General features: G+C 59.4%; 15 protein-coding genes and 1 tRNA gene. 7 read left to right on the top strand and 9 right to left on the bottom strand.

Annotated elements, in window-relative coordinates; all coding sequences use genetic code 11:
* Positions 1-84 precede the first annotated feature (84 nt).
* Together EXN68_RS20095 and EXN68_RS20090 are read right to left on the bottom strand one after the other, a co-directional pair.
* Complete coding sequence (locus EXN68_RS20095) at positions 85-984, bottom strand: AraC family transcriptional regulator (RefSeq protein ID WP_161991407.1); 900 nt, start codon at positions 982-984, stop codon at positions 85-87.
* 99 nt (positions 985-1083) lie between these two features.
* Positions 1084-1530: an acetyltransferase gene (locus EXN68_RS20090; protein WP_142842526.1), complete on the bottom strand. Its 447-nt coding sequence runs from the start codon at positions 1528-1530 to the stop codon at positions 1084-1086.
* Positions 1531-1773: 243 nt separating this feature from the next.
* Here EXN68_RS20090 and bioB point away from each other — a divergent pair, with 243 nt between their 5' ends.
* From bioB to EXN68_RS20065, 5 genes are read left to right on the top strand one after another with little or no spacing between them, the layout of a single operon-like run.
* Positions 1774-2784: a biotin synthase BioB gene (gene bioB, locus EXN68_RS20085; RefSeq protein WP_237681438.1), complete on the top strand. Its 1011-nt coding sequence runs from the start codon at positions 1774-1776 to the stop codon at positions 2782-2784.
* Positions 2781-3926: an 8-amino-7-oxononanoate synthase gene (locus EXN68_RS20080; protein WP_142842524.1), complete on the top strand. Its 1146-nt coding sequence runs from the start codon at positions 2781-2783 to the stop codon at positions 3924-3926. Before bioB ends, EXN68_RS20080 begins: the two co-directional genes overlap by 4 nt.
* Complete coding sequence (gene bioD, locus EXN68_RS20075; RefSeq protein ID WP_142842523.1) at positions 3923-4561, top strand: dethiobiotin synthase; 639 nt, start codon at positions 3923-3925, stop codon at positions 4559-4561. Before EXN68_RS20080 ends, bioD begins: the two co-directional genes overlap by 4 nt.
* Positions 4558-5847: an adenosylmethionine--8-amino-7-oxononanoate transaminase gene (locus tag EXN68_RS20070; RefSeq protein WP_142842522.1), complete on the top strand. Its 1290-nt coding sequence runs from the start codon at positions 4558-4560 to the stop codon at positions 5845-5847. Before bioD ends, EXN68_RS20070 begins: the two co-directional genes overlap by 4 nt.
* Positions 5848-5892: 45 nt before the next feature.
* On the top strand, positions 5893-6879 hold the full coding sequence (locus EXN68_RS20065) for a beta-ketoacyl-ACP synthase III (RefSeq protein WP_142842521.1): 987 nt from the start codon (positions 5893-5895) through the stop codon (positions 6877-6879).
* A gap of 71 nt (positions 6880-6950) precedes the next feature.
* Here the strand turns inward: EXN68_RS20065 and EXN68_RS20060 are convergent.
* Both EXN68_RS20060 and EXN68_RS20055 read right to left on the bottom strand, forming a co-directional pair.
* Positions 6951-7024 (bottom strand) — tRNA-Gln (locus tag EXN68_RS20060).
* A 122-nt stretch (positions 7025-7146) separates the two neighbouring features.
* Entirely contained in the window at positions 7147-7584 is a 438-nt protein-coding gene (locus EXN68_RS20055) for an Lrp/AsnC family transcriptional regulator (protein WP_065116260.1), read from the bottom strand.
* A 130-nt stretch (positions 7585-7714) separates the two neighbouring features.
* On the opposite strand from EXN68_RS20055, the gene rocF reads away from it, so the two are divergent.
* Positions 7715-8635: an arginase gene (gene rocF / locus EXN68_RS20050; RefSeq protein WP_142842520.1), complete on the top strand. Its 921-nt coding sequence runs from the start codon at positions 7715-7717 to the stop codon at positions 8633-8635.
* Between the two features lie 13 nt (positions 8636-8648).
* Positions 8649-9704, top strand: coding sequence for an ornithine cyclodeaminase (locus EXN68_RS20045; RefSeq protein WP_142842519.1), 1056 nt, complete (start codon positions 8649-8651; stop codon positions 9702-9704).
* A gap of 28 nt (positions 9705-9732) precedes the next feature.
* Here the strand turns inward: EXN68_RS20045 and EXN68_RS20040 are convergent, their stop codons facing one another.
* From EXN68_RS20040 to EXN68_RS20020, 5 genes are all read right to left on the bottom strand, one after another.
* Positions 9733-10617 (bottom strand): DMT family transporter, encoded by an 885-nt coding sequence (locus tag EXN68_RS20040; RefSeq protein ID WP_142842618.1) that lies wholly within the window; start codon positions 10615-10617, stop codon positions 9733-9735.
* Between the two features lie 249 nt (positions 10618-10866).
* Complete coding sequence (iolG, locus tag EXN68_RS20035) at positions 10867-11859, bottom strand: inositol 2-dehydrogenase (protein WP_142842518.1); 993 nt, start codon at positions 11857-11859, stop codon at positions 10867-10869.
* A gap of 232 nt (positions 11860-12091) precedes the next feature.
* Entirely contained in the window at positions 12092-13342 is a 1251-nt protein-coding gene (locus tag EXN68_RS20030) for an adenylate/guanylate cyclase domain-containing protein (RefSeq protein WP_142842517.1), read from the bottom strand.
* Between the two features lie 232 nt (positions 13343-13574).
* Entirely contained in the window at positions 13575-13805 is a 231-nt protein-coding gene (locus EXN68_RS20025; RefSeq protein WP_046801638.1) for a helix-turn-helix domain-containing protein, read from the bottom strand.
* A gap of 258 nt (positions 13806-14063) precedes the next feature.
* On the bottom strand, positions 14064-15179 hold the full coding sequence (locus tag EXN68_RS20020) for an RHE_PE00001 family protein (RefSeq protein WP_142842516.1): 1116 nt from the start codon (positions 15177-15179) through the stop codon (positions 14064-14066).
* Between the last annotated feature and the right edge of the window lie 28 nt (positions 15180-15207).

Here is a 15207-nt window from a genome sequence, read left to right as displayed (position 1 = left end):
TATGGAGGTGCATGGATTGAACGATCCATGGGCCTTACAGGGGCGGGGATGAGGCGTCTTCTCATTGCGCGCAGAGGCGAAATTTTAAGCTGCGGGTGGGCCCATGAGGCGGGCATCGCCCGGCGCCATGCCATAGGCGGCGGCAAACACCCGGTAGAAGGTGGCGAGGCTGTCGAAACCGCAGCCATGCGCAATCTGTGTGATCGGCAAGGCGGGAAATTCCAGCAGCAGCCGTTTTGCCTCCTCGATCCGCATGGCGGACAGGGTGCGGGAAAATGACAGCTCCGCGCCTTCGAACACGACGTGTAATTGCCGCAGTGAAATTCCCAGTTCTTTCGCCACTGCGGCGGGCGTCAGGTTTTGGCGGGATTTTTTCCGCATCATGATGTCCTGGGCCGCGTAACAAAGCCCGGTACGAAGGGCGGCGCGTACCTCCGGCATGGCGGGAGAAAGCCGCCCGCGCGCCGTCATCGCAAGCCGGGTTATGTGGGTCACATCGCGGGCGGGATCGATGAGCCGGCCATGATCGGCATTCAGGGCGTTGAAGAGCGCCCGGAACGGCCGGGAGAAGGCGGCATTGTCCGCATAACGGGCCGCAAACAGGTCATAGGTCGTCTGGCCGAGCATGACCTCGTAATCGACGGGGATTTTGAGCATCCGGAAATGAAAATGGTCTTCGCCGCCCGGTATGCCGGCATAAGGCAAATCCGAATGGTTGATGGTGATATCGCCGCCGCCGACGGCATGAACCCGGTCCCTGCCCGTATAGAGCAGCCCGGAACCCCTGATCTGCAGGCCGATGCAGAGGCTGTCGCCGGCAATGCGGGCAATGTCGGCTTCCGTGCGATCAACCCGGTAGGAGGAGGCGCGCATCTCGCTCACGACGGCGTTGGCGATGGCGCGCGCCTGAAATGATCCCTGAAAACGATGTCGGCGATCCCGCGCAAGCTCGATCGTTACGCCAAACAGGCTTTTGCCGCGCACCTCGCGCCATTGGTCGAAACGGTGCTCGGGCAGGAAATCGTCGGTTGCGAAGCGGATGATGGTATTCGTGGCCTGGTCCTCCCCGACGATCCCGGCGGCCTATTTTTCTGTTGCGCGAAATCGAAGATGAACGAGCGGATAGGGTCGCCCCTGTCCGTCAAGATCGGAGCGGCCTGTCGGCTCGAAACCCAGCTTGCGGTAAAAGCCCATGGCCTCGATGTTCTGTTCGTTGACATCGGTGGTCAGCTGCGGATGCGCGGCGATGGCCGCCTGCACCAGCGCCTTGCCGATGCCTTTGCCGTGATGATCCGGATCGATGAAAAGCGCCTCCATGTGCCCTTCATGCAGAAACATGAAGCCGAGCGGGTCATCCGAAGCATCGACCGCAAGCGTCAGGGGCATTTGCGGGAGGAAGGCTTTGACTTCCTCTCCGATCGCGGCGCGATCCGCCGGAAGAAGGAAGCCGTGGGTGGCATCGACGGCCCGGCTCCATATGTCGAGGATGCGGGGTGCGTCGCGGGTGGTGGAGGGGCGAAGTGTGATCATGTCCCACCCTTAGCAATTGCGATCTTTTCACGCCATGGGGCCCCCTTCATCTTTTTCGCGAGCACCTTTGCGGTCGATGAATTTCCGGGGCTGAAGCGGTCGATTTTTAGCTCCGCTGTCCAGCCGGATTAACGGAGCAGAGAATTTTCGCGAAAAAAGCGCTTGCAAAAACAGCGATAAAAAAAATAGATAAAAAGGAGTTCTATCTATTTATTTTAAAAGAAAGGCTGTCAAATGGATCAGATGGTTGCGCCAATCGCCCGAAATCAGACCAAAATTCCTACGGCCGAGGCGAGCTCGGCACTCGAAGAAGCAAAAATTATCTATAATTTACCGTTTAACGATCTGCTTTTCCAAGCCCAACAGGTGCATCGCCGTCATTTCGATGCCAATGCCATCCAGATGAGCAGGCTGCTGTCCATCAAAACGGGTGGATGCCCTGAAGATTGCAGTTACTGCAGCCAATCCGCCCGCAACCCAACGGGTCTGAAGGCCTCCAAGCTCATGGAAGTGGAGCGGGTGCTGGCCGAGGCGCGCAAGGCAAAGGAAGGTGGGGCGACGCGTTATTGCATGGGTGCAGCCTGGCGCAACCCGAAGGAACGCGACATGGAGGCCGTGGTGGCCATGGTCGAGGGCGTCAAGGCTCTCGGTATGGAGACCTGCATGACACTCGGCATGCTGACGCCGGAGCAATCCGAACGGCTCGCCGATGCCGGGCTCGATTATTACAATCATAATGTCGATACGTCCGAGCGCTTTTATTCGCAGATCATCACCACCCGCACTTTTGAAGATCGGCTGGAAACGCTCGCCAATGTCCGCGATGCGGGTATCAAGGTCTGTGCCGGCGGCATTCTCGGCATGGGGGAAACGGTCGAGGACCGTATTTCGATGCTGGTGACGCTTGCCAATCTGCCGGTTCCACCGGAAAGCGTGCCGATCAACATGCTGATCCCGATCCCCGGTTCCAAGCTCGCTGACGCCGATCCGGTCGACCCGATCGATTTTGTCCGCACCATCGCACTGGCACGAATCCTGATGCCGCGTTCGCATGTGCGGCTTTCCGCCGGGCGCACCGAGATGAGCGACGAGACGCAGGCGCTCTGTTTTCTGGCCGGGGCCAATTCCATTTTCGTCGGTGAAACGCTGCTGACGGCCGATAATCCGGGTGAGGATCACGATACGGCACTGTTCCGGCGTCTGGGTCTTAAGCCGATGGAGTTGCAGCCTGCACAATCGGGAGAGGGCCGGTGAACGCATCGGCACTCTCCGCTTACGAGGTGAAACTTGCCGGCCTGCACCGCAAATCGCGTCTACGGGCGCTCTCTCCCCATGAGGGGATCGATTTCACCTCCAACGACTATCTCGCGCTTGCCGATGCACCCCGGCTGAAGGCGGCGATGACCGAAGCAATCGAAAGGGGCGTGCCGGTTGGCGCTGGTGGCTCACGCTTGCTTCGCGGCAACCACCCGGAACATGAGGCGTTGGAGGCGGAGGCAGCAGCATTTTTCGGCACGGAAAAAACGATCTATTTCGGTAGCGGTTTCGCCGCCAATGTCGCACTTTTTTCCACCTTGCCGCTGCGGGACGATCTTGTGCTCCATGATGCGCTGATCCATGCGAGCGTGCATGATGGTATCGCGGCCGGCAAGGCGCAGGCGCTCGCTGTGCCGCATAACGAGGTCGAGGCATTCGAACGGGAAATAAGCCGTTGGCGTCAGGCTGGCGGTCGTGGACGGCCGTGGATCGCGGTTGAGAGCCTTTATTCCATGGATGGCGACCGGGCGCCGCTTGCGGCGCTTGCCGATCTTGCTGAACGGCATGGCGGTTTTCTTGTGGTCGATGAGGCGCATGCCACCGGCGTTTTCGGACCCGGTGGTCGTGGCCTTGCGGCAGAACTGGAAGGGCGGGGCAATGTGGTGGCATTGCACACCTGCGGCAAGGCGCTTGGCCTTTCCGGCGCACTTCTGAGCGTGCCTGCGGTTCTTGCCGACTACCTCATCAACCGCGCCCGGGGTTTCATCTATTCCACCGCGCCTTCGCCGCTAATGGCGGCGGCGATGCGGGAAGCCTTGTTGATCATCGCCGAGGAAGGTTGGCGTCAGTCGCGGTTGGCGGAACTGATAAATTTTGCCGGTGAAGAACTAAACTCCCGGCTCGGGGTCACACCCAGCGGTTCGCAGATCATGCCGGTGATGATCGGCGACAACGCACGTTCGCTCGGCATAGCTGCGCACCTGCGTGAAAGCGGTTTTGACGTACGGGCGATCCGCCCGCCGACGGTGCCCGAGGGAACGGCGCGCCTGCGTCTTTCCATCACGTTGAATGTGGATGAAAGCCAGATTGCCGATATGGTCGGGCATCTTGCCTTCGCATTGAAGGAGGAACGGGCATGAGCCTTCGTTTCGTCATTTCCGGCACCGATACGGGCATCGGCAAGACGGTTTTTGCCGCAGCGCTTACCCACGCCCTGCAGGCTTCCTACTGGAAGCCGGTCCAATCCGGGCTGGAAGAGGAGACCGACAGCCAGACGGTGGAGCGGCTGGGTGGTGCGCCGCGCACCCGCATCCTGCCGGAAGCCTATCGCCTCAAAACGCCGGCCTCGCCGCATCTTTCGGCGCGGCTCGAGAATATGACGATCGATCCCGCACTCCTGCAACCGCCGGAAATAAGAGGGCCGCTGGTAATTGAAGGGGCGGGCGGGCTTCTGGTGCCGTTGACCGACAGATTGCTGTTTGCCGATATTTTCGCCGGCTGGCAAATCCCGCTGATCCTGTGCGCCAGAACTGCGCTCGGCACCATCAACCACACGCTGCTGTCGCTTGAAGCGCTGCGGTTGCGGGCCATTCCGGTGCATGGCCTGGTTTTCATCGGCGACGAGCACACGGAAAATGAGCGCATCATCACCGATATCGGCGGGGTTCGTGCACTCGGCCGTCTGCCGCGTCTGTCTCAGATGACCGCCGGGGCGCTGCATCAGGCGTTCGCCCAGCAATTTAATCCTGCTGATTTTCTGGAGGTTGCGGCATGAGCCCTTCACCCATCTGGCATCCCTTCACCCAGCACGGGCTGGAGCCGCCGATGAAACGCATCGTGTCGACGCAGAGTGCCTATCTCGTCGATGAGGATGGCACTCGGCTGTTCGATGCGATTTCATCCTGGTGGGTCATTACCCATGGTCACCGGCACCCGGCGATCATGGCCGCCATCCGTGCCGCGACGGAGGCCTTCGATCAGGTGATTTTTGCGGAATTTTCCCACGAGCCTGCCGAGACGCTGGCAAGAGGGCTGATCGACATTGCCCCCGCCGGGCTGGAACATGTGTTTTATTCCGATAGCGGCTCGACCGCAGTGGAAGTGGCACTGAAAATGGCGCTCGGTTATTTCCATAATCGCGGAGAAAAGCGCGATCGCATCGTGGTGATGGAACATGGCTATCATGGCGATACGATCGGCACCATGTCCACCGGCGAACGTGGCGTGTTCAATGCCGCTTATGAGCCGCTGCTCTTCGGTGTCGACCGTCTGGCTTTTCCGGAACAGGGCAGCGCGCAGGCCACCCTCGATATTTTTGAACATTTCTGCCGTTCAGGCCGTGTCGCGGCCCTGTTGATTGAGCCGCTGGTGCTCGGGGCCGGTGGCATGAAGATGTATGGTGCTGATGTTCTGGTCGGGTTGAAACAGATTGCCGAACGCCATGGCTGCCTGTTCATTGCCGATGAGGTGATGACCGGCTGGGGCCGGACCGGAAGTCTTTTCGCATGCGAGCAAGCCGGAATTTCTCCGGATATCCTGTGCACGTCGAAGGGCCTGACCGGCGGTTCCCTGCCGCTGGCGGCCACGCTGTGCAGCGGCGATATCTTCGATGCGCATTTTTCGACCGACCGCCGCAAGACCTTTTTCCATTCGAGTTCCTACACCGCCAATCCGATTGCCTGCGCCGCTGCCGTCGCCAATCTCCAGGTCTGGCGGGATGAACCGGTGGCGCAGCGTATCGGGCAACTGGAACAGACGCTGGGGGACCATCTACGGCGCTTTGCGGAAGACAGACGTTTCACCAATATCCGGCAGGCGGGCACCATAGCTGCACTCGATCTCGTGGCACCTTCCGGTGGTTATCTCGCCGAAGCGGGACCGCGTATGCGGGGCCTGTTTCGCGAGCGCGGGCTTGTCATCCGCCCGCTCGGCAACGTGGTTTATCTTATGCCCCCCTATTGTTCGACACCAGACGATCTGGGCCGTGCCTTCGACGCCATCGATGAGGTGGCCTCGATCGTCACCGAAGCCATTGACATACCTGCGACCGGAATCGTGTGACACCGGACATCCGCATCCTCCTGATGATTCTTGAAAGACCAGACAATGCAGACACTTTCTTCGCGTATGGCCGGCTTTGGACATGCTGTCCCGGGGCGGTGCGTCGGCAATGACGAGATAGAGCTGCGCCTTGGGCTGGAGACCAGCTGGATCGAGCGGCGAACCGGCATCCGCAGGCGCTATTGGGCGCAGGAAGGCGACACGTTGAGCGGCCTTGCCGCCGAAGCCGGCCGCATGGCGCTGGAAGATGCGGAAATCGCCCGTGACGATATCGCACTCACATTGCTGGCAACTTCCACGCCGGACCATCTCTTGCCACCCTCCGCACCGCTGCTTGCCCATCGGCTGGGCCTGGCGCAATCGGGCGGCATCGATCTCGCCGGCGCCTGTTCCGGCTTTCTTTATGCGCTCACCCTTGCCGATGGTTTTGTCCGCACCCATGGTGGCGCCGTGCTTGTCGTGGCGGCCAATATTCTGAGCCGCCGCATCAATCTTCAGGAAAGGGCGAGTGCTGTCCTTTTTGCCGATGCTGCCGGGGCGGTCGTGCTTGAACCGTGCCGGGAAGCGCAGCGTGGCCTGCTTTCGGCCGATCTGCGGTCTGATGGCAGCGGTTACGATCTGATCCGGATAGCCGCAGGCGGCAGCAGCCAGCCGTTCTCCGCTGACACGCCTACCGGGGAAACGCTGATGACGATGCGCGACGGCCGCGAGGTCTTCTCCCGCGCCGTGGCGTTGATGACCCGAACCTCACAGCGTGTGCTGCAACAGGCGGAGCTGTCGGCGACGAATATCGACCGTTTCGTGCCCCATCAGGCCAATGCCCGCATGTTCGATGCCGTTTGCGGCAATCTCGGCATCGACCGGCAGAAAACCGTCCGCACGGTGGAGAATTTCGGCAATTCCTCCGCCGCGACCATTCCGCTGTCGCTCTCCGTTGCCAATGCTGAAAGGCGCATCGCAAAGGGCGAGACGTTATTGCTCACCGCCGCAGGAGCCGGTTTGACCGGCGGGGCAATTGTTTATCGGCACTAGCGCGGTAACAGTGCGCAGAACGAAACGCCAAATATGTCGGCGGGTAGATGTTTGATTTTATTTGAAGAAATTGGCTGGGGAACCTGGATTCGAACCAAGATCGACGGAGTCAGAGTCCGCTGTTCTACCATTGAACTATTCCCCAAAAGCGTGAAGCGCGTGGCGCGTTCGCTTTGGTGGGTCGTCATATAGATGATTTATGCCGGGGCGCAAGTCGAAAAAATCGAAAAATGCGTTTTCACCCCTCTTTTGCGTTTCATCCCCGGATCAGAGCCTTGCGCGGGTGGAACGCGGGGTGGAAAGCAGCAGGCTGGTCTCGCTGCCGGTGATGCCGGGCACCAGGCGGATGCGGCGCAGCACGGCGTCGAAATCGCTGAGTGTGGCGGCATTGAGTTCCACGATCAGGTCCCAGCGGCCATTGGTGGTGTGGATCTCGGATATTTCCGGGAAGCCGCCAAGGGTGCGGATGACGCGGTCCGTCACATGGCCTTCAATCTCGATCATCATGATACCGCGGATCGCCGCCTCCACCGCATCGGCGCGCAGGATGACGGTGTAGCCGATGATGGTGCCGTCGTTTTCCATTCTTTCGATGCGGGAGCGAACCGTGGCGCGCGAGGTTTCCGTCTCCACCGCCAGATCGGAAATGCTGCGTCTGCCGTTGTGCCGCAAAAGGGTGACGAGCCGTTCGTCGAGATTGTCCATGATTACCAGTTTGATAAAGTGATTTTGCCAGATTGATAGTTCATTTCGATAAGCTTGCCAATATTTGATGTTCAATCCGCCACATCTCTATGGTTTAGTGATGGTGTTGGTTGGGAAAGCGAGGACGGGAATGGATATCAGGCTTATTGGTGCACCTTTGCAGATCGGAGCAGGGCAATTGGGATGCGAAATGGGACCGAGCGCCTATCGCATCGCCGGCCTCATGCGTGCGCTGGAGGATCTGGGGCACCGGGTGGTCGATACCGGCAATGTGACGCCGGCGCCGCTGAAGGAATTTCACCACCCCAACCCGGCTGTGCATCATCTGGAAGAAACCGTGGCCTGGACCGAGGCGCTGACGGAGGCGGCCTATCGCGAGAGCGCGGATGCCGTGCCGATCTTTCTTGGCGGCGACCATGCGATTTCGGCAGGAACCGTGGCTGGCATGGCGCGGCGGGTTGCCGAGACGGGCCGGCCGTTTTTCGTACTCTGGCTTGATGCCCATACCGATTATCACACGCTGGAGACGACACGCAGCGGCAATCTGCATGGCACACCCGTTGCCTATTTCAGCGGCCGTGACGGTTTTGCCGGTTATTTCCCGCCGCTCTCCCATGCCGTGCCGGAAGAAAATATCGGCATGATCGGTATCCGCAGCGTCGATCCTGCCGAAAGGGCGGCGCTGGAAAGGAGCGGCATCACCGTGCACGACATGCGCTCGATAGACGAGCACGGCGTTGCGGTTCTGCTGCGCGAATTTCTCGCCCGTGTTCAGGCGGCAAATGGTTTGCTGCATGTCAGTCTTGATGTCGATTTTCTCGAGCCGTCGATTGCGCCTGCGGTCGGCACCACCGTTCCCGGCGGCGCGACGTTCCGTGAAGCGCATCTGGTGATGGAAATGCTGCATGATAGCGGGCTGGTCTGCAGTCTCGATCTGGTGGAACTCAACCCGTTCCTTGATGAGCGCGGCAGGACGGCGACGCTGATGGTCGATCTCGCTGCAAGCCTGATGGGCAAGCGGGTCATGGACCGCCCGACGCGGGCAGGCTGAAAGGGGTGATGTGATGACCGTGATACCGAACCTCAATATCGTTCCTTTCGTCAGCGTCGACCATATGATGAAGCTCGTGCTGCGGGTGGGAATCGACACCTTCCTGCGTGAGCTTGCCGATGTGGTGGAGGAGGATTTCCGTCGCTGGGAGAGCTTCGACAAGACGCCACGCATCGCCTCACATTCGAAGGAGGGCGTCATCGAGCTGATGCCGACCAGCGATGGCACGCTATACGGCTTCAAATATGTAAACGGCCATCCAAAGAACATGAAGGAAGGCCGCCAGACGGTGACGGCCTTCGGCGTGCTTTCCGATGTGGGTAACGGCTATCCGCTGCTTCTGACTGAAATGACGATCCTGACGGCGCTGCGCACTGCCGCTACTTCGGCCGTTGCCGCCAGGCACCTTGCCCGCCCCAATTCCCGCTCCATGGCCATCATCGGCAATGGTGCCCAGAGCGAGTTCCAGGCGCGCGCTTTCAAGGCAATCCTTGGCATCGACACGTTGCGGCTTTTTGACATCGATCGGTCGGCCAGCGAAAAATGCGCCCGCAATCTTGGCGGACAGGGTTTCGCCATCGAAATCTGCGACAGCGCTGAGGAGGCGGTGGAAGGCGCGGATATCATCACGACAGTCACCGCTGACAAGCAATATGCGACGATCCTGACCGACAACATGGTTGGACCCGGCATTCATATCAACGCCGTCGGCGGTGATTGTCCGGGCAAGACGGAACTGCACCGGGATATCCTGCTGCGATCCGATATTTTCGTTGAATATCCGCCGCAGACGCGCATCGAAGGTGAAATCCAGCAATTGCCTGCGGATTATGCCGTGACCGAGTTATGGCAGGTCATTGCCGGCGAAAAACTGGGCCGGACCGGCGAGAGGCAGATCACCCTGTTCGACAGCGTCGGCTTTGCAACGGAAGATTTCTCCGCGCTGCGTTACGTGCGCTCGAAACTGCCGGGCACCGGTCTTTATGCGGAGCTGGATCTCCTGGCCGATCCGGATGAGCCACGCGATCTGTTCGGCATGTTGCTGCGGTGTGAGGCGGCTCTCGCCTGAGAGGACAGATTCAAGGTGGGGCTGGCGCTCAGCGGGCTCCCCAGCTTTTCTTCCGGCCAACCACATGTTCCCGCCAGATGGTGAAGAGGCCGGCGGCAATGACGATTGCCGCGCCCAGAACCATGTTTGACGTCACGACCTCGCCATAGATGGTGACGCCGATGATGGAAACGAGCACGAGCTGATAATAGGAGAAAGGCTGCACGGAAGCTGCATCCGCCAGTTCGAATGCTTTTATCAGGCAATAGTGACCGCTCATGCCGGTAATGCAAAGCGCCAGCATCCATCCCCAGTCATAGGGGGCGAGGCTGACCCAATAAAACGGCCCGACCAGCGTCAGCGCTGCTGCACCGGCCACACCGGTGTAGAAAAAGCTCGTCATTGCCGTATCGCTCCGGCTGCCGAGGCGGGTGAGCACGCCGTAAAGCGCCAGCATGAAGGCGGCGATAAAGGTTATAATCAGGCTGTTGTCGAAACCTTCGCCATCCGGCTTCAGGATGACGAGAACCCCGATGAAGCCGACAAAAATGGCGCACCAGCGTCGCCAGCCGACCTTTTCGCCAAGCAGCGGCACGGAAAGTGCAGCGACGATAAGAGGCGCGGAAGCGATGATCGAGTGGCTGTGCGCCAGCCCGACAATGGCGAAAGAGAAGATCGAAAAAACGATCTGTACCGCCAGCAGAACGCCGCGGCCGATCTGCAGCCACGGACGGTTGGCCATGACGGCACCCCGGATACCGCCCGCCGACCTTGCGGCCATCAACAGAACGAAAACGGCAAAGGCCCAGTATCGCAGCATGGCGATGAAGACGGGCGGATAGGCGCTGCCCAGATGTTTAGAGATGCCATCCTGCGCCGCAAATATCGTGAAGGCGACAAGCGCATAAAGAAAACCGGTCTTGGGTGATGGCATGAAAAAACCGCTGTCCGGCTGCGTGCCGGCAAAAGAGGATTCGGCGTGAATGAGGTGGGTAACAGCCATATGTTACGGCCGCACCTTGTCAGACAACCTTATTTTCCGAATAGCTGCCATGCAAGTCCGGCGGCTGCCTTTTTGAAAGGCAGCCTGTTTCCGTAGGCGCGGGGAATAATCGGCTTTTCTCAAAAAAAAGCCGGAAAACTCACCCTCGGGCCAAACCCGAGGGTGACGATGAGACCGGCTTCAGCCGATTGTCACGGCCGTCTTGGAAGTCGCGGATTTCAGCGCGGCGTCGGCCAGTTTCAGCGCGATCAGACCGTCCTTGATGGAGGGCGACGGCGCGACGTTATTCTCGATGCTGTCGATGAAAGCGGTGATTTCTGCCGCATAGGCCGCCGTGTAACGCGTCATGAAGAAATCATGCAGCGGCGGGCGGGTATAACCGTCGGCATTGGCGATCTCGATGGAGACCGGACGCTGGTTTTCGGCCGCTGCCGAACCGAGAGAACCATGCACTTCGATACGCTGGTCGTAACCATAGGTCGCGCGGCGGGAATTCGAAATCACCGCCTGCCTGCCGCTTTTCGTCGTCAGAATGATGCTGGCGCTGTCGAAGTCACCAAGCGCGCCGATTTCCGGATTGACGAGAACCGAACCGGTGGCGAACACGCTGTCCACTTCTTCGCCCAGCAGGAAGCGGGCCATGTCGAAATCATGAATGGTCATGTCGCGGAAGATGCCGCCGGAAACCTTGATATATTCAGCCGGCGGCGGGCCGGGGTCGCGGCTGGTGATGGTAACCATTTCCACCTTGCCAATGCGGCCATCTTCGATTGCCTTATGCACGGCCTGAAAATGCGGGTCAAAACGGCGGTTGAAACCGAGCATCACCTTCGCGCCGGTTTCTTCAACCACCTTGGCGCAGGCTTCCGCGCGGGCAACATCGAGATCAACGGGCTTTTCGCAGAAGATGGCCTTGCCGGCGCGGGCGAAACGCTCGATCAGGTCGGCATGGGTGTTGGTCGGCGTGCAGATGATGACGGCGTCGATCGTTTTGTCGGCCAGAACCTCGTCGATCGTGCTGACCTTGCACTGCGCTTCGCGGGCAATTGCTTCCGCGGCACCGGCCATGGCGTCGACAACAGCCACCAGCTGCGCACGGCTATCGGTGGTGATCGCCTTGGCGTGGACCTTGCCGATCCGTCCAGCGCCGAGCAGTGCCAATTTCGTAACCATCTTTCCTCCGGTTCCTCACACCCGTCCTCACTCCCGGAGAGACAGAATATGAATGCAAACAATGTTTCGATATGGAATATATGTTCCATTTTGCTAGATCGACATCGGAGGCGTGTCAAGCGTTTTGACAGCGGCAGGCAAGGCCGAAATCATTCGCCCCTGGAGGTCACGCGATGTGGCTGCTGATCATACCGAAAGGCAGGTTGAGCCGAAGCCCAAACGCTGCCTGGCGTCAATTGGTGGAAGGTATCTGCACGGCATTCTGGGGAAGCGCATAGACCTCGACTGGCGTTTCAAGGCCGCGCAGCAGCCATGGACCCAGATTTTCCAGCCTGTCCCCATTTCCGGCCATACGAACGAATTCCTCGGAAAACAGCACGTTGCGGCCGGTTTCCTTGGTCAGCGTTTCCAGCCGCGAGGCGATGTTGACGGCGGGGCCGATGACAGTGAAATCGAGGCGGGTTTTTGAGCCGATATTGCCATACATGACATCGCCGACATGCACGCCGATGCCGTAACCAAGGGGATCATGACCCTTCTGGCAATTGATTTCATTAAGGGCAACAAGACCCTTTTGCGCGCTGGCGATGGCTTTCAGCAGGTTTTCACAGGCCTGCGGATCGCTGAGCGGAAAAATCGCCAGCAGCCCGTCGCCCATGAATTTCAGGATTTCACCGCCGAATTCTTCAATGGGGTCGCACATGGCGTCGAAATAGCCGTTTAGAAGCTCGATCACGTCATCGCGCGGCCAAAGGTCGGAAATATGGGTGAAATTGCGCAGGTCGCAGATCAGGATCGCCGCGCCTACCGTTATGCCGCTACCGCGTGTCGTGGCACCGTTGAGGATTTTCTCGCCCGCATGTGGACCCACATAAGTTTCCAAAAGGGTACGTGTCATGCGGTTTTTGAGGCGTATTTCGCTGACCAGCGCCAAAGCCGGCAGCAGGTTTTTCAGGGCGGCGATTTCGCTGTCGGAAAAACCGCCCGGCTGGTCACTGGAGAATGTCGCGACATGGCGCTTTCCGAAAGTGTGCTCGATCGGCCAGGCGCAATAATCCGTCAGCCCTTCGGCCCGCAGCTCGTCATAGATCGTATAACCGGGTTCATCGATGTCATCGCCATTCAACCGGTGGCGGACTTCCGTTGCACCCTGATGGATGTCGTTGATGGGGCTGTTGAGATATTCGGGCGTACTTTCCGAGCCGTAACCATAGGTGGCGATTTCGGCGGTGGGCATGCCGGCTTTCCACAATATCCGCGCGCCAAGCCATTGCGGGTGACGGATGCGGAAAGCGAGAACGCCCCTGGCTATGGAGATTCCGCTTGCCCGCAGCCTGTCGCAAAGCTCCACGAATATCTCGTCGATAAAACGCTCGTCCTTGGTGCCGGTGACGAGCCAGTCGAGAATTTCGGTCTTCTCCGCCGGCCACAATTCATCCAATGCTGAAGAAACCCGTTCTTCGGTGTTAAGGCTGAGTGTCATGGCAGGATTCCGGAGGTTGTTGCTGCTCTCGCACGGGCAAACCAAATGTCGAACTTCATCGAACATGGTCGCCCGTGGACCCCATGTGGTGCCGGATAACAAAAATGTTAAGAGAGGACTTCGGAAAATCTTCCGGAAGATATTGGCGGCCTCAGGCCACGCGCGCCGCCCGGATGTTCTCTTGAACATCGTCCCCGGCGGCGCTGAGATTTTTGGTGATCGCGACTGGCGATCAGATAACTGTTTCGACAGGAATATGCAGGGCGGCGGCAACGCGTCTGATACGCGATGGATCGCTGTCGGTGCCGTCTTCCAGTGCGTGGATTTCGGTGGTGGTGAGACCGCAGGTGACAGCAAGCTGTTCGACCGTATAGCCGGCGAGCGTGCGCGCGGTCAGGACCTTTTTGGCAAAAGGAGCATCTGTTTCATGATCGGAATTAAGTTCTGAGACTGAAATTGTCATTATTGCATCTCCCTGATGATGGACACTTAAATGCGGGCGGCAAAGAAAAGTTGCCGGGGGCCGAATGCGACCGCGTTGCCGGAGAAGAAATCGTGCTGCAACGCAGCGAGGAACATAGACGCTTCGCCCACCTACGCAATAGTTAAATTTTGTTAAGATTCGTGATCGCCGCATTCCTGCGGCATTTTTCGTGGTGAAAACGGCTGGACGACAGGCAATTTTCCAGTTTCGGGCAGGCTGTATTTCAAAATGCCAGGCTTACAGCATGCCCCAGGCGCGGAAACGGCCGCGACCCGTAACTTCCCGCAATTCCAGCTGATTGGCGAGCCCGATTGCGCCCTGCGGCGTGGTGCCGAGTTCCTTGACGATCATTGCCGCAGAGACCACCGGCCGGGAAACCACCAGCTCCACCAGTTCCGGCAAACGTGAGGATGAGCGCCTGCCGGTGAGCTTGCGCATCATGCGATCCCGCGCGTGGGTCAGCCGGTCATGTTCTTTCAAACTGGTCTGAGCCGCCTCGTAAAAACTGTCCAGAAGGGCGAGCAGCCTCTGTGTCTGGTTTCTGGCGTGTCGGCGCTCGCGCGGAATGGCGCGGAGACCGGCGCTGAGCGCCGGCAGGTGATCGAGCGTCACGGCCCCCTCACGCAGAAAGGCGGCGGCCAGAAGCCGGCCGAGCCAGGGGCTGCGTTGCAACACCTCGATCATGTTCCACGCATCGAGCAGAATGGCGGTGCGAAGGATAGTTGGCAGTTCTGCCGTCCTTGCATGCAGTTCCAGCCATTCTTTCAGCCGTTCATCCTCGTCCCAGTCAGGCTCATTGATGATCGGATGGCCTTCCTGCCGCTGGTTCACGGGCGCGGGCATGTTACCGGCGGTAATCGCCTCAAGTGTCGCGGAGCTTCGCGCCAGCAGCGCATCCAGTTCGGAGAAAGCCCCGTCCAGCAACACTTCTCCATCCGTCCCGCTCTCGTCGCTGCGGGTGTGATCTCCGGTTTCCCGGGGACGTGACACCTCGTCGGCTGCAAGTGTGGCTCTGCCCCGTAATCTGGAAAGGCCGGGCGCGGTGAAAGCCCAGCCGGCAGCATTGGAAAAGATCAGCCGCCTCGACCGCAAGATCCGGTGCGCCGCCGTCATCTCGTGGGTAGGTGCGCGCACGTCCATATGGGCGTCATGCAGGACCAGATCTTCCATATGGACAAGTTCGCCATCGACCCACATGGAGGAAATCGCATCGGTAAAATCCTGCCTTTCGATGAAGCCGTGTTTCATCGGCGAGCGGCTGATCCGCTCGTCCAGCCGCGCCAGCGCTTCGCCTGCGCGGGCGGCGGCGATGAGAAGCTTTTCGATCTGGATGTCCGATATATCATAAATCATTGATATTTTTTAGTTTGAGCGCGCACGG

This window comes from Martinezella rhizogenes (assembly GCF_007002745.1).
Classification (GTDB): Bacteria; Pseudomonadota; Alphaproteobacteria; order Rhizobiales; family Rhizobiaceae; genus Agrobacterium; species Agrobacterium cucumeris.
This window is presented reverse-complemented; position numbering and strand designations above follow the sequence as displayed.